General features: G+C 71.8%; 15 protein-coding genes and 1 tRNA gene. 10 read left to right on the forward strand and 6 right to left on the reverse strand.

The features are described 5' to 3' along the window. Nucleotides 1–24 precede the first annotated feature (24 nt). Nucleotides 25–1,182, reverse strand: a complete 1,158-nt coding sequence (locus tag ACYVKF_RS12825) for a cell wall-binding repeat-containing protein (RefSeq protein ID WP_056916546.1) — start codon at nt 1,180–1,182, stop codon at nt 25–27. A gap of 314 nt (nt 1,183–1,496) precedes the next feature. Here ACYVKF_RS12825 and metG point away from each other — a divergent pair, with 314 nt between their 5' ends. From metG to rsmA, 4 genes are all read left to right on the forward strand, one after another. After that, nucleotides 1,497–3,299 (forward strand): methionine--tRNA ligase, encoded by a 1,803-nt coding sequence (gene metG / locus ACYVKF_RS12830; protein WP_056916547.1) that lies wholly within the window; start codon nt 1,497–1,499, stop codon nt 3,297–3,299. A 14-nt stretch (nt 3,300–3,313) separates the two neighbouring features. Next, complete coding sequence (locus ACYVKF_RS12835; protein WP_056916548.1) at nt 3,314–4,186, forward strand: TatD family hydrolase; 873 nt, start codon at nt 3,314–3,316, stop codon at nt 4,184–4,186. A 326-nt stretch (nt 4,187–4,512) separates the two neighbouring features. Then, nucleotides 4,513–5,607: a ubiquitin-like domain-containing protein gene (locus ACYVKF_RS12840; protein WP_460966818.1), complete on the forward strand. Its 1,095-nt coding sequence runs from the start codon at nt 4,513–4,515 to the stop codon at nt 5,605–5,607. A 130-nt stretch (nt 5,608–5,737) separates the two neighbouring features. Further along, a complete protein-coding gene (gene rsmA, locus ACYVKF_RS12845) occupies nt 5,738–6,604 on the forward strand; it encodes a 16S rRNA (adenine(1518)-N(6)/adenine(1519)-N(6))-dimethyltransferase RsmA (protein ID WP_056919785.1) in 867 nt (288 codons plus the stop codon). A 19-nt stretch (nt 6,605–6,623) separates the two neighbouring features. Here rsmA and ACYVKF_RS12850 read toward each other — a convergent pair whose 3' ends face one another. Continuing rightward, nucleotides 6,624–9,137, reverse strand: a complete 2,514-nt coding sequence (locus ACYVKF_RS12850; protein ID WP_460966821.1) for a DUF4153 domain-containing protein — start codon at nt 9,135–9,137, stop codon at nt 6,624–6,626. Beyond that, nucleotides 9,134–9,820 (reverse strand): response regulator transcription factor, encoded by a 687-nt coding sequence (locus ACYVKF_RS12855; RefSeq protein ID WP_460966823.1) that lies wholly within the window; start codon nt 9,818–9,820, stop codon nt 9,134–9,136. Before ACYVKF_RS12855 ends, ACYVKF_RS12850 begins: the two co-directional genes overlap by 4 nt. A gap of 150 nt (nt 9,821–9,970) precedes the next feature. Between ACYVKF_RS12855 and ACYVKF_RS12860 the strand changes: the two genes are divergently transcribed. Together ACYVKF_RS12860 and ACYVKF_RS12865 are read left to right on the forward strand one after the other, a co-directional pair. Continuing rightward, nucleotides 9,971–10,906 carry a 4-(cytidine 5'-diphospho)-2-C-methyl-D-erythritol kinase gene (locus ACYVKF_RS12860; protein ID WP_460966825.1) on the forward strand — a complete coding sequence of 312 codons (936 nt, stop codon included), beginning with the start codon at nt 9,971–9,973 and terminating at the stop codon, nt 10,904–10,906. After that, the gene (locus ACYVKF_RS12865) at nt 10,906–12,726 is read left to right on the forward strand and encodes an ABC-F family ATP-binding cassette domain-containing protein (protein WP_460966827.1); all 1,821 of its coding nucleotides are present in this window, start codon (nt 10,906–10,908) and stop codon (nt 12,724–12,726) included. Before ACYVKF_RS12860 ends, ACYVKF_RS12865 begins: the two co-directional genes overlap by 1 nt. Nucleotides 12,727–12,732: 6 nt before the next feature. On the opposite strand, the gene ACYVKF_RS12870 is transcribed toward ACYVKF_RS12865, so the two are convergent. Next, complete coding sequence (locus ACYVKF_RS12870; RefSeq protein WP_056919788.1) at nt 12,733–13,254, reverse strand: MarR family winged helix-turn-helix transcriptional regulator; 522 nt, start codon at nt 13,252–13,254, stop codon at nt 12,733–12,735. Nucleotides 13,255–13,318: 64 nt separating this feature from the next. On the opposite strand from ACYVKF_RS12870, the gene ACYVKF_RS12875 reads away from it, so the two are divergent. Further along, nucleotides 13,319–14,125: a methyltransferase domain-containing protein gene (locus tag ACYVKF_RS12875; RefSeq protein ID WP_460966829.1), complete on the forward strand. Its 807-nt coding sequence runs from the start codon at nt 13,319–13,321 to the stop codon at nt 14,123–14,125. A gap of 20 nt (nt 14,126–14,145) precedes the next feature. Here the strand turns inward: ACYVKF_RS12875 and ACYVKF_RS12880 are convergent, their stop codons facing one another. Then, nucleotides 14,146–14,748 (reverse strand): TetR/AcrR family transcriptional regulator, encoded by a 603-nt coding sequence (locus tag ACYVKF_RS12880; RefSeq protein ID WP_056917417.1) that lies wholly within the window; start codon nt 14,746–14,748, stop codon nt 14,146–14,148. 175 nt (nt 14,749–14,923) lie between these two features. Here ACYVKF_RS12880 and ACYVKF_RS12885 point away from each other — a divergent pair. The 3 genes from ACYVKF_RS12885 (at nt 14,924) to ACYVKF_RS12895 (ending at nt 16,372) form a co-directional block, all read left to right on the forward strand. Then, nucleotides 14,924–15,002 (forward strand) — tRNA-Gln (locus ACYVKF_RS12885). 99 nt (nt 15,003–15,101) lie between these two features. Continuing rightward, nucleotides 15,102–15,779: a GPP34 family phosphoprotein gene (locus ACYVKF_RS12890; protein WP_460966830.1), complete on the forward strand. Its 678-nt coding sequence runs from the start codon at nt 15,102–15,104 to the stop codon at nt 15,777–15,779. A 41-nt stretch (nt 15,780–15,820) separates the two neighbouring features. Beyond that, nucleotides 15,821–16,372, forward strand: coding sequence for a hypothetical protein (locus ACYVKF_RS12895; RefSeq protein WP_460966832.1), 552 nt, complete (start codon nt 15,821–15,823; stop codon nt 16,370–16,372). A 30-nt stretch (nt 16,373–16,402) separates the two neighbouring features. On the opposite strand, the gene ACYVKF_RS12900 is transcribed toward ACYVKF_RS12895, so the two are convergent. Continuing rightward, nucleotides 16,403–16,741 (reverse strand): hypothetical protein, encoded by a 339-nt coding sequence (locus ACYVKF_RS12900; RefSeq protein WP_460966834.1) that lies wholly within the window; start codon nt 16,739–16,741, stop codon nt 16,403–16,405. Between the last annotated feature and the right edge of the window lie 14 nt (nt 16,742–16,755).

The raw sequence follows: 16,755 nt of genomic DNA on the forward strand, positions 1-16,755 counted from the left end.
TGCGGGTGGTGCTGTGGAGCTGGGTCAGCAGGGCTTCCCGTTGAGCGCGTCGTTGGACACGATCGCCGTGCCGCCGATGGCGCGGATGAGCCTCGGCTCCAGCTCGTTGACCGCCTTGAACGTCTCGGCCGGGACGCACTTCTGCTGGACCAGCAGCAGCGGGGCGCCGATGACGGCCGAGGAGGTGGAGGCGGACAGGGCGTCCGGGAACGTGCTGCCGTTGGCCAGCATGACCGCGCCGCCGGTGGGCAGGCCCAGGTTGTGCGCCGTCAGGGCCGCGGTGCCGTAGCGGTTGGCTCCACCGAGGCGGGTGATCTTCACGTTGGGCAGGACCATGCGGATCTTGGAGGCGACCGCGCCGGAGACGGCGCCGGTCCCGCCCAGGATGCGGACCTCGGTGGGGTTGGTGTCCTCGAGGGCGAACTGCGTCACGTCCGGGAGGCTCGCGGGGTCGGTCAGCATGAGCGGCGCACCGGCGATGGACCCGGCGGCGCCACCTGCGAGGGCGTCGGCGAAGGTCTTGCCGCTGGAGAGGTAGACGACCGACGGCGGGGTGGGCTCGGCGTCGGGGTTGGCCTCGTCGAACTGCCACGTGAAGTACGACGCGAAGGCCGCCGTCTCGTAGCGGTTGTCGCCGTACAGGCGGTCGACGAAGGGGACGACCTTGGCGAGCTGGTCCTCGATGCCGCTGCTGACCGCACCGGTGCCACCCATGATGACGATGGACTCGACGCCGAGGCGCTTGATCTCGGCGATGGTGCCGGCCGGGACGGTGCCGTTCGGCGGGACGAGGAGGAGGGGGCCACCGATGCCTGCCGCGGCAGGGCCGCCGGCGAGGGCGTCGGGGAACTGCATCCCGGAGGCGACGACCAGCGTGCCACCCGCGAGCTGCTTGTCGTCGTAGCTGGTCTTGGAGACCGCGACCGACGTGGCGTAACGGTCGGCACCGGCCAGACGACCCGTGGTGGGCTCTCCCGCGGCGTTCGGGGCCACCTTCTTGGCGGTGGCGCGGTGGTCGGAGCGCTGGTGCAGCAGCTTCGCCAGCGCCTTGGCCTGGGAGGCCGACTGGACGGTCTGGGGGGCGGGCTTGGTCACCGGTGACGCGGTGGCGGCGCCAGCTCCGAGCGGGACGGCGATCACTGCAGCGATGAGGGCTGCAGCCTTGGGCAGACGGTTGGCCATGTCTCTTCTCTCTGGAAAGGCGGCATCTCCCCGCCGCACGCGCTCACAGTAGGTCCTCACCCGCGTCGAAGTAAGGCATAACCGGCAAAATTTGTGCCTCCCCACGGAACCGACACGTCCGGCCGGTTCGGCAGGAGGTATGACGCGCGCGATGGCGCGCGGGCGCCACACCGGTGCGGGGGTGCCTGGAGCGCCCGGAAGTCGCTTGCCCGTGCCCCCTAGGATCGGTGCGTGAGCACCGCAACCGTCGTCCCATGCTCCCGAGCCCTGCCGGCACCGCACGTGCGCTGCCCGGGCACCGAGGCCGTCGCCGCATGAAGGTCCTGTCCGCCGTCGCCTGGCCCTACGCCAACGGGCCGCGCCACCTCGGCCACGTCGCCGGGTTCGCAGTGCCGTCCGACGTGTTCAGCCGCTACATGCGGATGGCCGGCAACGACGTCCTCATGGTCAGCGGCTCCGACGAGCACGGCACCCCGATCCTCGTGCTGGCCGACCAGGAGGGTGTGACCGCCCGCGAGCTGGTCGACCGCAACCACGCGATCATCGCGCACGAGCTCGCCGACCTCGGGTGCTCCTACGACCTCTACACGCGCACCACGACGGCCAACCACTACTCCGTGGCGCAGGAGCTGTTCACGCAGGTCTGGAAGAACGGCTACATGGTCGAGCAGACCACCCGTGGCGCCATCTCTCCGTCGACGGGCCGGACGCTGCCCGACCGCTACATCGAGGGCACCTGCCCGATCTGCTCGTACCCCGAGGCCCGCGGCGACCAGTGCGACAACTGCGGCAACCAGCTCGACCCGACCGAGCTGATCAACCCGCGGTCCAAGGTCAACGGCGAGACCCCGGAGTTCATCGAGACGCAGCACTTCTTCCTCGACCTGCCGGCGCTCGCGGACGCCCTGCGCGAGTGGCTCGAGGGTCGCGAGGCGTCGGGTACGTGGCGTCCCAACGTCATCAAGTTCAGCCTCAACATCCTCGACGACATCCGCCCGCGGGCCATGACCCGCGACATCGACTGGGGCATCCCGGTGCCGCTCGAGGGCTGGGTCGACCAGCCGACCAAGCGTCTCTACGTGTGGTTCGACGCCGTCATTGGGTACCTGTCGGCCTCGGTCGAGTGGGCCCGCCGGCTCGGTGAGCCCGAGCGCTGGCGCGAGTGGTGGAACGACCCGGAGGCCGTGTCCTACTACTTCATGGGCAAGGACAACATCACCTTCCACTCCCAGATCTGGCCGGCCGAGCTCCTCGGGTATGCCGGTCTGGGCAGCAAGGGGGGAGAGCCGGGGGCGTTCGGGACGCTCAACCTGCCGACCGAGGTCGTCTCGAGCGAGTACCTCACGATGGAGGGCAAGCAGTTCTCGACGTCCCGCGGGTACGTCATCCACATCCGCGACGTGCTCGAGCGCTACGGCCCCGATGCGATCCGCTACTTCATCTGTGCGGCCGGACCGGAGAACCAGGACTCCAACTTCACCTGGGCCGAGTTCGTCCAGCGCAACAACTCCGAGCTCGTCGCGGGCTGGGGCAACCTGGTCAACCGCACGGCGGCCATGGTCGCGAAGAACTTCGGCGAGATCCCGCAGCCCGGTCCGCTCGAGCCGGTCGACGAGGCCGTCCGGGCCAAGGTGCTCGCGGCGTTCGGGACGGTCGGCGACCTGCTCGCGCGCCAGCGGATCAAGTCCGCCGTCGCGGAGGCGATGCGCACCGTGGGCGAGGTCAACAAGTACGTCACCGACACCGAGCCGTTCAAGCTCAAGGGCGAGGACCAGCAGGTCCGTCTGGCGACCGTGCTGCACACCCTCGTCCAGTGCGTCAGCGACCTCAACACGGTGCTCAGCCCGTTCCTGCCGCACTCCTCGAACGCCGTGCACCTGGCCATCGGTGGCGAGGGCGGGTTCATGCCGATGCCGGCCGTGCAGGACGTCCCCGGCCTGGACGCCGGCGACGAGGGCCGCAGCTACCCGATCATCACGGGCGAGTACACCTCGACGCCGCGCTGGGAGTCCCGTCCGGTGCGTGTCGGGGCGAGTGTGACCAAGCCCACACCCATCTTCACCAAGCTGGACGAGGCGGTCGTCGAGGAAGAGCTCGCCCGGCTCGAGCAGAGCTGACCGGACGGCCCCGGATGGCGGACCCCACGAGCAGCGACGCGCCTGCGCGCACCGGCCACGGCCGGGTGCCGACCGCGCCCGACCCGTTGCCCATCCCGGTCGTCGACAACCACACCCACCTCGACATCGCGCGCGAGGGGGAGGACGCCCCCGACGTCGCTGCCGCGGTGGCGCTCGCGGCCTCGGTCGGGGTCGACCGGATGGTCCAGATCGGGTGCGACCTGCCCGGCGCCAGGTTCACCGTCGAGGTCGTCGACCGGCACCGCGCGATGCTCGGCGGGGTGGCCCTGCACCCCAACGAGGTGCCCCGCCTCGCCGAGCAGGGCGACCTGCCCTCCGCCTGTGCGGAGATCGAGGCGCTGGCCGCCCACCCCCGGGTCCGGGTCATCGGGGAGACGGGGCTGGACTACTACCGCACCGGTCCCGAAGGGGTTGGGGTGCAACAGGATTCGTTCCGGTGGCACATCGACCTCGCCAAGCGCACCGGCAAGGCGCTCCAGATCCACGACCGTGATGCCCACGACGACGTCCTGCGGATCCTCGCCGAGGAGGGGGCGCCTGAGAAGACGGTGCTCCACTGCTTCTCCGGAGACATGGGTATGGCGCGTGAGTGCGTCGAGCGCGGCTACTACCTGTCCTTCGCGGGGACGGTGACGTTCAAGAACGCCAAGGGCCTGCGGGACGCCCTCGCGGTCACCCCGTTGGACCGCCTGCTCGTCGAGACCGACGCCCCGTACCTGACGCCGGTGCCGTGGCGCGGGGCGACGAACTCGCCCTTTCTCGTCCCCCTCACGGTCCGGGCCATGGCCGGGGTCCTGGGCGTCGCCGTGCCGACTCTCTGCCAGGCCCTGAGTGCCACGTCGGAGGACGTCTACGGCCCCTGGTGAGGCGACGTCGGGCGCGTGGGCGCACATGGTGCTCCTGTGACGGGAGTCCCGCATGTCCTTGGTGAAAGCAAGACGGTTCCGTTATCAAAAGTTGACCTACGGGAGATCGGCGGTCATGGTTGATGACTGTTGGCCGGGGTCGGACCTTGGGTGACGCGAGCGGGGGTGCTCAATCCGTCGGGGAACCGGCGGCCCGGAGCGCCCCTCTTTCTTTGCCGGTGGCACCCTTGCCGGCGGGACGCGGCACCCCACCGATGCCCGGGGAGATCGACCACTGGAGCATTGTGATCACCCGTCCCGTTCGGCGTATCGCCCAAGCCGCGGTGGTGACGTCCCTCGTCGCCGGAGCCGTTGGCGTCTCGCACCTCGACAAGTCCGTGACCGTCTCGGTCGACGGCAAGCCCTCCACCGTCCACGCCTTCGGCGGCACGGTGGGTGACGTCCTCGCGAAGCAGGACATCACCCTCAAGGAGCACGACGTGGTCGTGCCGGCCCCCGACACCAAGGTGTCCGACGGGCAGAAGATCGTCGTCCGTTACGGACGCAAGCTCACCGTGACCGTCGACGGCGCCACGCGTGACTACTGGACCACCGCGACCACGGTCGACGGTGCCCTGCAGGAGCTCGGCATCCGCGCCGACTCCGCCAAGCTCTCCGCGTCACGTTCGATGAGCCTGGGCCGCGAGGGCCTGGCGCTCTCCGTGACCACCCCCAAGGACGTCCTCGTCCGCGTGGACGGCAAGAACCGCACCGAGACCACGACGGGCACCACGGTCGGTGCCGCGCTCAAGGAGCTCGGCGTGACCATGGACGCCGACGACCGCGTGGCTCCCGGCCCCGCGCGTGCGGTGACCAAGGGCATGAAGATCTCGGTCCTGCGCGTCTCCGCCACCCAGGCCAGGACCACCGAGTCGATCGCCGCCCCGGTCTCGCAGAAGAACGACAGTGGCCTGTTCAAGGGCCAGAGCAAGGTCCTCAAGGCCGGCTCCGAGGGTGCCCGCGTCACCACCTGGCGCGTCACCAAGGTCGACGGCAAGGTCGAGAGCCGCAAGAAGCTCTCCTCCGTCGTCACCCAGAAGCCGGTGACCAGGATCGTCGCCGTCGGCACCAAGTCGCGTCCGGCGGCCACCACCAGCAGCCGTCCCAGCGCGGGCAACACCTCCGGCGCCGGGATCAACCTCTCGAACGCCGCGATGTGGGACCGCATCGCCCAGTGCGAGTCGACCGGCAACTGGTCGATCAACACCGGCAACGGCTACTACGGCGGCCTGCAGTTCGACATCTCGTCGTGGATGGCCAACGGTGGCGGGGACTTCGCGTCGCGCCCTGACCTGGCCTCCCGGGCCGAGCAGATCACGGTGGCGAACCGCTACTACGCCAAGGCGGGCCTGAGCCCGTGGGGATGCGCCCACGCGGCCTGATCGCCGTGCCGACGTCCTGACACGTCACGACGGCGCCCTCGACCCCACCGGGTCGGGGGCGTCTTCGTGTGTCCCGCCGGGTGTCCCTGGGTGTGAGGGGAGCGCGCCCACCTCCCCTAGAGTTCTCGGCATGGCGGAGCAGACCAGCGGATTCCTCGGGGCCGCCCAGATCCGCGAGATCGCCGCCGGGCTCGGGATGCGTCCCACCAAGCAGTGGGGCCAGAACTTCGTCGTCGACGCCAACACGGTCAAGCGCATCGTGCGGCTGGCCGGTGTGGGTCAGGACGACGTCGTGGTCGAGGTCGGACCCGGTCTGGGCTCGCTCACCCTGGCCCTCCTGCCCGAGGTGGGTCACGTCACGGCCGTCGAGGTGGACCCGACCCTCGCGGAGGCGCTGCCGGGCACGGTGAGCCGGCTCGCGCCGGCATACGCCGACCGGCTCACGCTCGTGCACGCGGACGCGATGCAGGTCCGCGAGCTGCCCGACCCGCAGCCCACCGCCCTCGTCGCGAACCTGCCGTACAACGTCTCCGTGCCCGTGGTGCTCAACTTCCTCGAGACCTTCCCGACGCTCGAGCGGGTGCTCGTCATGGTCCAGCTCGAGGTCGCCGAACGCCTCGCCGCGTCGCCGGGGTCCAAGGCCTACGGCGTGCCGAGCGTCAAGGCCGCCTGGTATGCCGCGGTGCGGCTCGCAGGGACGGTGCCACGCAGCGTGTTCTGGCCGGTGCCGAACGTCGAGTCGGGCCTGGTGCTGCTGGAACGGCGACCGGCGCCGACGACCGCCGCCAGCCGCCGCGACACCTTCACCTGCATCGACGCGGCGTTCGCCCAGCGGCGCAAGACGTTGCGCGCCGCGCTGAGCGGGTGGGCGGGTTCGGCCCCCCGTGCCGAGGAGTGCCTGCGCGCCGCCGGGGTCGACCCCCGCACGCGGGGGGAGCAGCTGGGCATCGCGGAGTTCGCCGCGATCGCCGCGGCCCGCGCCGCCCTCGGCGACTGACGGGCCGCGGCCACCGGTCTCAGGGCGTCGTCGGGCAGACGACGGCCGAGCCGGCCCCCGACGCGGTGCGCTCGGCGAGCTGGTCCGCGCCCCGCTCGCGGGCGAGGTTGAAGTCGAGCCAGTCGCCGCGGACCGGCACCTGGAGGCCGCGCACCGCGCAGGCGAACTCGGCGTCCGGCAGCCGGACGATCGCGGGGAGGGCGTCCGCGGACAGCGACCGCAGGTAGGCGTAGTCGACGGGAGTGGTGGCCTGCGTGCGGGAGAGGTTGTGCTCGGCGATGTAGAGGTCGGGGTTGACCAGGGCCAGGCCCAGCAGCCCGAGCGCTCCGGTCCGGACGGCGACCGGGACGAGCCACCGGCGCCCGCCCACGACCCCGGCGACGAGGACCATCACCAGCACGAGGCCGAGCCAGCCCTCGAAGACCGAGACGAGCAGCCGGAGCCGGGTGAAGCCGTACGCCTCCTCGTAGAGGCTCATCCGGTGCAGGGCGGAGACGACCACGACGATGGTCATCAGGCACAGGGCGCCGAGCGCCACGTCACGGCGCCGGGACGGCTCGGCCTTGTGGCTGGCCCAGGCGACGACGGTGAGGGTGAGCACGGTCGCCACGGTCAGCTGGCCGAACCCCTCGTGGACGTAGTCGGCGTACGTCAGCCCGGTCGTCCGCCGGAGGTAGTCGTGGCCACCGAAGAGCGCGGTCGCCTGGGCCACGAGGAAGGCGGCGAAGACGGCGTTGACGGCCGCGATCGGGGCCAGCCACTCGAAGGGGCGGCGGCTGGGACGCAGCCGCGGCTGGAGGCGGTCGACGGCGGGAGGGGCGAGGCCCACGTAGGCCGCCGCGAGGGTGCCGCCCGCGACGAAGAGGGCCAGGACCGTACGGGCGGGCAGGTCGTTCCAGGTGATGTCCGGGGTGATCGCGTCGACCCAGGTCGCGAAGAGGGCGTCCGCTGAGGCGAACAGCGACCCGAACACGAGGAGCAGGACGGCGGACAGGAGCCCGGCGCGCACGGCCGGGAGCCAGCTCTGCGTGCCGCCGCGGGGTCGCAGCGTGCGCCCCAGCCAGGGGAGACCGCGCAGGCCGGCCAGGGGGACGGCCACGGCGGACCCGACGGTGCCGAGGACGGAGCTCGCACGGGTCGAGCCCACGGCGACGAGGGCCAGCGCCGCCAGCAGGCAGAGCACCGTGATCCACGCGGCGTCGCGCAGCACCAGGGTGACGAGCAGCAGGACGACGACGGCGACGTCGGCGGTGTCCGTCCAGGACCAGGTGCCCCTGCCGGCCCGGCGGGTGCGCGTCGCGAGCACCGTGGCGCAGATGGCCGCGAGCACGAGTGCTGCGCCGAGCCCGATGCGGTGGTCGGGCAGCACCAGGGCGGCGAGGATGCCGGACGCGGCAGCTGCCCCCACGAGGCCCGGCCGGCGCCGGTCCGCGTCGGGCCAGAACGAGGTGAGGGTGTCACGGGCCGGCGCGGGCAGGGGTGGCTGCGAGGGTGCCGGCGGGGTCAGGGTGCTCATGACGGGCTCCTTGGTCGTGGTCGGACGGGTGGGGTCGACGGGTAGCAGCACCTCGATGCGGCAGCCGTGCTCGCTGTCGGCGACGGCGATGGTGCCGCCGTGCAGCTGGACGACCCAGCGCGAGATGGCCAGGCCCAGCCCGGTGCCGCTGTTGTGGGCTGCGCTCGTGGTGAACCGCTCGAACACGAGGCCGCGTTCGGCCGGGGCGATGCCCGGTCCGTCGTCGGCGACGTCGAGGCGGACCCGGTCGCCCTCGGCGACGGCCGCCACCCTGATCTCGCCGTCGCGCGGGCTGTGGCGGGCGGCGTTGTCGAGGAGGTTGGCGAGCAGCTGGTGCAGGCGGTCCGCGTCCGCCGACAGCCGCAGTCCGGGAGGTGAGACCACCACGGAGTAGCGCAAGCCGTCGGTCCGGGCCTGCGCGACGGCCTCCTCGAGGAGCTCGGCGACGTCGACCTCCGCGACCTGGAGGGGTGTCACGCCCTCCTCCACGCGGGACAGGTCGAGGAGGTCGCCGACGAGGCGCCCCAGTCGCTCGGTCTGGGCCAGGGCTGACCGCAGCTCCTCGGGGCCGGGTTCGGAGACGCCGTCGACGAGGTTCTCCAGGACGGCCTGGAGCGCGGAGATCGGGGTCCGCAGCTCGTGCGAGACGTTGGCGACGAGGTCGCGACGGTGCCGGTCCACCAGCTCGAGGGTCGCCGACATCCGGTTGAACGCCCGCGCCAGCTCGCCCACCTCGTCGCCGGAGGTGGCGCGCACGCGCTGGGAGTAGTCGCCCTGCGCCATGCGCTGCGCCGCCACCGTCATCTCCCGCAGCGGCGAGGTCATGCCGCGGGCCAGGAGCTGGGTGACCACGAGGGCGGCCACGACCGCGACCGGCACCGTCGCCCACGGCGAGACGCCGAGGCGCGTGCCCACCACGGCGAGGACCGACGCCACGGTGATCGTCACGGCGACCAGCAGGCCGAGCTTGGTCTTGATGGAACGGGCCCGGTCGAGGGGACGCAGGTCGTAGTTCACGCGCCCGGCTCCAGGGCGTAGCCGACGCCGTGGACCGTGCGGACGCGGTCGGCGCCGAGCTTGCGGCGCAACGACTTCACGTGGCTGTCGACGGTGCGGGTGCCGGAGGCGTCGGCCCAGCCCCACACCTCGGCGAGCAGTGCCTCCCTGGACAGGACGGTGCCGGGACGGGCGGCGAGGCAGGCGAGCAGGTCGAACTCGGTGGGGGTGAGGTGCACCTCTGCGTCGCCCGCCCAGACCCTGCGCTGCGCGCCGTCGATCCGCACGCCGTTGACGGCGACGGTGGGGGCGGGGGCGTGCGCCTCGGCAGCCCGCTCGACCCGGCGCAGCAGGACGCGGAGCCGGGCCACGAGCTCGCGCATCGAGAACGGCTTGGTCATGTAGTCGTCCGCGCCGATGCCGAGGCCCACCAGCAGGTCGGTCTCGTCGTCGCGTGCGGTGAGCATGAGGACCGGCACCGGTCGGGTCGCCTGGAGGCGGCGGCACACCTCGAGTCCGTCGAGCCCCGGCAGCATGACGTCGAGGACGACGACCTGGGGGTCCCACGTCGCGGCGTGGTCGAGGGCCACCAGCCCGTCGTGCACCTGCTGCGCGTCGAAGCCCTCGGCGACGAGGCGGGCGGTGATGGCGTCGGCGATGGTCGGCTCGTCCTCGACGACCAGGACACGGGGTGGGTGGCTCACGGTTCGAGCGTAGGAGGAGCGCGAGGAGGGTCGGCGGAGATCATGTGAAGGTTCTGTGCAGATGTGTGAGGCGTCGGTCCTCGAGGGCCCCCAGGTGCCGGCGGCTGTGCTGATCCGCGCGGTGCGGCCGTCCCCGTTAGGGTTGCGACCATGACCTCTGCCGCCGTGATGCCGTCGTCCGTGACGGTGCGGGTCCCGGCCAAGGTCAACCTCGAGCTGCTCGTCGGTGCGCCCCGTGAGGACGGCTACCACCCGCTGGCGACCGTCTACCACGCCGTGAGCCTCTACGACGAGGTCACCGTCGCCGCCGCGGACGACTGGGGGGTGGGGGTCTCGGGCCCGCAGTCCCTCGGGGTGCCGGTGGACGAGAGCAACCTCGCCCTCCGGGCCGCGCGCATGCTCGCCGAGGTCGGCGAGGTGCGCGAGCCCGTGCACGTGAGCATCCGCAAGGACATCCCCGTGATGGGCGGTATGGCGGGTGGTTCGGCCGACGCCGCGGCCGCCCTGGTCGCGTGCGACCGGCTGTGGGGTCTGGCGCTGCCCCGGACCGAGCTCGAGCACATCGCGGCCGAGCTCGGGAGCGACGTCCCCTTCCTGCTCTCCGGCGGCACCTCGATGGGATCCGGGCGCGGCGAGGTGCTGGCACCCGTGCTGGCACGGGGCAGCTTCCACTGGGTGTTCGCGCTCAGCGAGACCGGACTGTCCACGCCGGCCGTGTACGCCGAGTGCGACCGGCTGCGCGGCGACCAGGCCGTCAAGGACCCCTCACCGAGCCCGCAGATGATGCAGGCACTGCGCTCCGGCGACCCGCGTGCCCTCGGCGAGGCGCTGCAGAACGACCTGCAGGCGGCGGCGATCTCGCTCATGCCGGCGCTGGGTGACGTGCTCGACGCAGGCCTGGAGTTCGGGGCCCTCGGCGGCGTCGTCTCCGGTTCGGGACCGACCGTGGCGTTCGTGGTGGAGAACAACGAGGCCGCCCTCGACCTGGCCGTGTCGCTGACGGCCTCGGGCGCGGTGCAGGACGTCCGGCGCGCCACCGGCCCCGCGCACGGTGCCCACGAGATCAGCGGACCGCGGCCCGGCTGATGGCGAACCTCATCAGTGTCGAGCGCGCCTCCCTGGCCCTCGGCACCGCCCAGGTCCTCGACGAGGTGTCCCTCGGTGTCCTCGGTGGCGACCGCATCGGCATCGTCGGCCGCAACGGCGGCGGCAAGACGACCCTGCTCAGCGTCCTCGCCGGCCAGCGGGAGGTCGACTCCGGACGGGTGACCCGCGCCGGGGTCTCCAGCCTGGGAGTGCTCGCCCAGGAGGACGTCCTCGACCCCACCCACACCGTGCGCGAGGTGGTGCTCGGCGACCTCGCCGAGCACGTCTGGGCCGGTGACGCCCGCGTGCGCGACGTGCTGACGGGCCTGCTCGGGGGCATCGAGGCTCAGTCCGTGGGCGGTTTCGAGGCGACGATCGGTCCGATGTCCGGTGGCGAACGCCGTCGGCTGGCGCTCGCCCGCCTGCTCGTGCAGGACCCGACCGTGCTGTTCCTCGACGAACCCACCAACCACCTCGACGTCGAGGGGGTCGCGTGGCTGGCCGAGCACCTGGTCCGTCACCGAGCCCGTCCTGACAACGCCGTCGTCGCGATCACCCACGACCGGTGGTTCCTCGACGCCATCGCCACGAACACGTGGGAGGTCGTGGACGGCACGGTCAACGCCTTCGAGGGCGGCTACGCGGCATACGTGCTCGCGAAGGCCGAGCGCGAGCGGATGGCGCAGGTGACCGCCGAGCGGCGCGACAACCTTCTCCGCAAGGAGCTCGCCTGGCTGCGCCGGGGCCCGCCGGCCAGGACGTCCAAGCCGAAGTTCCGCATCGACGCGGCCAACACCCTCATCGCCGACGAGCCGCCCCCGCGCGACGACGTCGAGCTGCTGAGGTTCGCCACCACGCGCCTGGGCAAGGACGTCGTCGACCTCATCGACGCGACCGTCGCCCTCGGTGACCGGGTCCTGCTCGACCGGCTCACCTGGCACCTCGCGCCCGGCGAACGCATCGGGGTCGTGGGGGTCAACGGTGCGGGCAAGTCCACCCTCCTGCGCGCCATCGCGGGTCAGCTGCCGCTGGCCTCGGGCAAGCGCAAGCAGGGCATCACCGTGCGCCTGGCCTACCTCTCGCAGGAGGTCAGGGAGCTGGAGCGGTATGCCGACTGGCGAGTCATCGAGGCGATCGAGGACGTCCGCAAGTTCGTGCGGCTCGGGCCCAAGGAGATCTCGGCGTCCCAGCTCGCCACGCGCCTGGGGTTCACCGGCGGGCGGCAGCAGACCCGGGTCTCCGACCTGTCCGGTGGTGAGCGACGACGGCTGCAGCTGACCAGGCTGCTCATGGACGAGCCCAACGTGCTGCTGCTCGACGAGCCCACCAACGACCTCGACATCGAGACCCTGACCTCGCTCGAGGACGTCCTCGACGGCTGGGCCGGCACGCTGCTCGTCGTCTCGCACGACCGCTACCTGCTCGAGCGGGCCTGCGACCGGCAGGTCGCCCTGCTCGGCGACGGCAAGCTCCGACAGCTCCCTGGCGGTGTCGACCAGTACCTCGAGCTCCGGCACGCGGCGATCGAATCTGCTGCGAGAGAAGCCATTTCGACGTCCGCGCGGGTGGACAACGCTCCGGTCGCCGGCACGTCCGGGCCGAGCCCGGCCGAGCTGCGCGAGGCGCGCAAGGACATGGCGCGGATCGAGAAGCAGCTGACCCGGCTGACGCAGCGCGAGGACAAGATCCACCTCGCGATGGCAGAGGCCGCCGCCGACCACGCGAAGGTGCTCGAGCTCAACGGCCAGCTGCGCGAGATCGTCGACGAGCGCGAGAACCTCGAGCTGGAGTGGCTGGCCGCGGCGGAGATCGTCGGCTGAGGAGCCTCAGACCTCGAACGGCGAGAGGAGGCGGCGCAGCATCGCCGCAAGCTCCTCGTGGTCCTTGGGGGACAGCTCGGCGAGCAGCGTGCGCTCGCGGTCGAGGAGGTCGGCCATCGCGGCGTCAACCGCCTGCTGCCCCGCCGGGGTGAGCCGGACGATGACGCCGCGGCGGTCGGTGGGGTCGGGGCTGCGGCCGACGAGGCCGCGACGCTCGAGCCGGTCCACGCGGTTGGTCATGGTGCCGCTGGTGACGAGGGTCTGGCGGATCAGCTGCCCGGGGGAGAGCTCGTAGGGGTCGCCGGCGCGGCGCAGGGCCGAGAGGACGTCGAACTCCCACCCCTCGAGCTGGTGCAGCGCGAACGCCTGCGCGCGGTCGAGGTCCAGGCGGCGGGCGAGGCGGGAGACGCGGGAGAACACCTGCAACGGGGCGACGTCGAGGTCGGGGCGCTCGCGCCGCCAGGCCTCGACGATGTGGTCCACGTCGTCGGCCGGTGGCACGACCGGTCCTGGGCGTCGGGGACTCATGGCGAGAACTGTACCCCTCATCAAGTATCTTGATATCAAGAGAAGTGAGGGGCATCATGAGGACATGAGCACCCACTGGGACCCGACGCAGTACGCCAAGTTCTCCGACCACCGGTCGCGCCCCTTCGGGGACCTCATGGCCCGGGTCGGTGCGAGCTCGCCCGGTCTGGTCGTCGACCTCGGTTGCGGCAACGGCCCGCTGACGTTGGGGCTCGCCCGCCGGTGGCCCGACGCGCGCGTCGTGGGCGTGGACCACTCGCCGGAGATGTTGGACGCGGCTCGAGAGCTCGACGCCGAGGGGCGGGTCGAGTGGGTGGACGCCGATGTCGCGTCGTGGGACGTGGGCTCGCTCGGGGCGGCCCCGGACGTCATCGTCACCAACGCGACGTTGCAGTGGGTGCCCGGTCACCTCGCGCTCGTCCGCGCCTGGGTGCAGGCGCTCGCTCCCGGCGGCTGGTTCGCGATGCAGGTGCCCGGCAACAACGACGCTCCCTCTCACGCGCTCATGCGTGAGACGGCGGCGGACCACCCCGCGGCGGACCGGCTCGCTCCTGCGCTCGACCGGCTGGCCGTCCACGACCCGGCCCGGTACGTCGTGGAGCTCGGCGCCCTCGGCTGCGAGGTCGACGGGTGGGAGACGACCTACCAGCACGTCCTCGACCCCGGTGGTGCGCAGGACAACCCGGTGCTCGAGTGGGTGCGAGGGACCGGGTTGCGGCCGGTTCTCGAGGCGCTCGACGACGAGACGGAACGAGCGGCGTTCCTGGCGGACTACGACGCGCGGCTCCGCGCGGCATACCCCCGCACGCCGGTGGGGGTGATCCTGGCGTTCCGGCGGGTGTTCGCCGTGGCCCACCGCACCGGTGCCTGACCGCCGGGCGCGCCAGCGGCCTACTTGGCGGTGATGGCGAGGGTCGGCTTGTTCTCGAGGTTGGCGAGGCCGTTCCACGCGAGGTTGACGAGGTGGGCGGCGACGTCGGCCTTCTTCATCTTGCGCGAGTCGAGCCACCACTGGCCGGTGAGGGCCACCATGCCGACGAGCATCTGGGCATAGAGGGGGGCGGTCTTGGGGTCGATCTTCCGGCGCTTGAACTCGGCCGCGAGGATGTGCTCGACCTGGCTCGCGACGTCGGACATGAGGCTCGCGAACGAACCGGTCGACTGCCCGGGCGGGCTGTCGCGGACGAGGATCCGGAACCCGTCGGTGGAGCTCTCGATGTAGTCGAGCAGGGCCATGGCTGCGCGTTCCAGGGTCTGGCGACTGTTGAGGTCGGCGGTCAGCGCTCCGGTGACGAGGCTGAGGAGGGCGGCGATCTCACGGTCGACCACGACGGCGTACAAGCCCTCCTTGCCCCCGAAGTGCTCGTAGACGACCGGCTTGGAGACGTTGGCCTTCGCGGCGATCTCCTCGACGGTCGTACCCTCGAAACCCTTGTCGGCAAACAACTTCCTGCCCACGTCGATGAGCTGCTCGCGACGCTGCTTCCCGGTCATGCGCGACTTCGCGACCGTGGTCACGGGCTTGTCATGGCTGCTGCTCACACGCTCCATCATGCCTGTTGCCCCCGCCCCGCCCGACCGGTGTGCCGCGTGGCCGGACCGCGAGGTCCAGCGGGGTGAGGGCACCGCCGCGGATTGGCTACCCTTTGCAGGTCCCTCCGCGGGACGTTCCCCGGTTGGTCTGCTGGCAGGGCCCGCCTGACTTTGAATCAGGACAAGCGACGTAGGTTCGATTCCTACCCGGGGAGCGCCGTTCCGAGGCGCGCGGGTTACTCCAGCCCCGGGGCGGACCATCGGAGGGTGTTGCTCCGCTCGTGCCTTGTGGCTCGACGTGGGACGCTCCGGTGATGGGGGAGCTGTCGGTCGCTCGCGTGCTCTGGTTGCTGGGGCAGGACGAGCAGCTGTTCCGGCCGCGGGTCGGTGCGATGGGGGTCGCCGTGGCCGCGGCGGCGCTCGTCGACGTCGTCGGCAGTGGTGCGGCAACGTGGGTCGACTCGTCCGGCCAGCGCGAGGTCGTGTGCACCGGTGAGTCGCCCTCGGACGCTCTCATCGGGCGCTGGGCTGCCGCGCTCGAGGAGTCCGGAGGGAGGGAGCCGCTCCGAGTCATCCACGCCATCAACGCGATGGGTTCCCATAACTGGGACGCCGTCGGCGCGGACCTGGCGAGGCAGGGGATGGCCGAGGAGGTCCCGCGTCCCGTGCGGCGATGGATGGCGCCACGACGCAGGCCCGACCTCGCCGTCGCGCGCCGGGAGCGGGCAAGGCTCCTCGCCGTGATCGGAGGCCGTGGCGCCGCCTCTGCGCAGGAGGAAGGTGTGCTCGCGGTGGCCTGGTGCGCGGGGGTCGCCGAACACGTCCTCAGCACGAACGCCTTCACGGACTCGGGGGTCATCGAGCCCACGCGGAGGTTCCTCGCCGACAGCGCGCTGGTGCCCAGGCTCGAACCCGCGGTGTCCTACCTCGTGAGCATGGGCCCCCTGCTCGGGATGGACGGGAACCCCGGCTGGAGTGGCCCTGGCGGCTGAGGTCGCCGGCGTGCGACGGCACCGTCTGGCACCATCCGGTCATGGTTCGGTACCTCGTCGCCCCAGGCATCTGGCTCACGCTGGGCCTCCTCGGCATCTGGATGTCGTTCCACCTGACGAGCGACGCCCATCTGGCCAGCCGCACCGAGGACCAGCTCGTGCAGCTGCGTGAGGTGCTCAGCAGTCGTCTCCACCTCGTGCTCAACGGCGGGGTGGGTGCCTTCTGCCTCGGCAACACGATCATCTCTGCGTGGACCGGCCGGGGCTTCTGGTGGATGTGGTTCCTGGCGACCCTGTCCCACCTCGCCGCACTGGTGGTGCGCGACCGCGCATTCGGTCGAGTCCTGCGCCATGTCGGTCAGGCCCGCCCCGCTCGGACCCACCAGGAGCGCATCAGCACCCGGTACGTCCTCGCAGGCGGCTTCACGTCGGCGCTGGCCCTCTCCATCGGTCAGGCCGTGCTCCCACCCCAGGACCGCGCCTCGGTCGAGGGCGCTCGAGTGGTCATCGCAGTGGCCCTGCTCGTCGTTGCCGTCGTCGCTGCCATCGGCGCCATGTGGGCGGCGGCGTGGAAGTTCAAGGAGCCGGCGTGACCGCGGTCGGCGTGGAGGGCTGACGGGCCGTCACCGGCCGAGTGCAGAGGCCGCAGCCCTTGCCTCAGCTGCGGAGGCGAGCTTCAGGGAGTGCTGGCCGGCGGGCGTCCGCAACAGGATGCCGCGGGTCCCGGATAGCGAGGCGTCACACGCCTCCACCGGCCACCTCGTGACGGTGGGCTCCCCGCCGAAGAGCGTCCGGAGGCCGTTCCGCGCGCACCACAGGGACCGGGCCGTGACGACATACGTGGTTGTGCCGTTGAAGCCGAACCACGGTCCGCGCGAGGCGACGAACGTCAGGACCTCGGTCTCGTCCACCTCGGCGGCCCTCGCTACGAGGGTTCGTCGCAGCGAGTCGCTCGGGGACATGCCGCCGAGTATGC

Source organism: Pedococcus soli (genome assembly GCF_054782575.1).

Excerpts from the sequence above, each read along its gene's own strand:
- ACYVKF_RS12825 (WP_056916546.1), bottom strand. The coding sequence starts at position 1,182 with ATGGCCAACCGTCTGCCCAAGGCTGCAGCCCTCATCGCTGCAGTGATC.
- metG (WP_056916547.1), top strand. The coding sequence starts at position 1,497 with ATGAAGGTCCTGTCCGCCGTCGCCTGGCCCTACGCCAACGGGCCGCGC.
- ACYVKF_RS12835 (WP_056916548.1), top strand. The coding sequence starts at position 3,314 with ATGGCGGACCCCACGAGCAGCGACGCGCCTGCGCGCACCGGCCACGGC.
- rsmA (WP_056919785.1), top strand. The coding sequence starts at position 5,738 with ATGGCGGAGCAGACCAGCGGATTCCTCGGGGCCGCCCAGATCCGCGAG.
- ACYVKF_RS12860 (WP_460966825.1), top strand. The coding sequence starts at position 9,971 with ATGACCTCTGCCGCCGTGATGCCGTCGTCCGTGACGGTGCGGGTCCCG.
- ACYVKF_RS12865 (WP_460966827.1), top strand. The coding sequence starts at position 10,906 with ATGGCGAACCTCATCAGTGTCGAGCGCGCCTCCCTGGCCCTCGGCACC.
- ACYVKF_RS12870 (WP_056919788.1), bottom strand. The coding sequence starts at position 13,254 with ATGAGTCCCCGACGCCCAGGACCGGTCGTGCCACCGGCCGACGACGTG.
- ACYVKF_RS12875 (WP_460966829.1), top strand. The coding sequence starts at position 13,319 with ATGAGCACCCACTGGGACCCGACGCAGTACGCCAAGTTCTCCGACCAC.
- ACYVKF_RS12880 (WP_056917417.1), bottom strand. The coding sequence starts at position 14,748 with ATGACCGGGAAGCAGCGTCGCGAGCAGCTCATCGACGTGGGCAGGAAG.
- ACYVKF_RS12890 (WP_460966830.1), top strand. The coding sequence starts at position 15,102 with ATGGGGGAGCTGTCGGTCGCTCGCGTGCTCTGGTTGCTGGGGCAGGAC.
- ACYVKF_RS12895 (WP_460966832.1), top strand. The coding sequence starts at position 15,821 with ATGGTTCGGTACCTCGTCGCCCCAGGCATCTGGCTCACGCTGGGCCTC.
- ACYVKF_RS12900 (WP_460966834.1), bottom strand. The coding sequence starts at position 16,741 with ATGTCCCCGAGCGACTCGCTGCGACGAACCCTCGTAGCGAGGGCCGCC.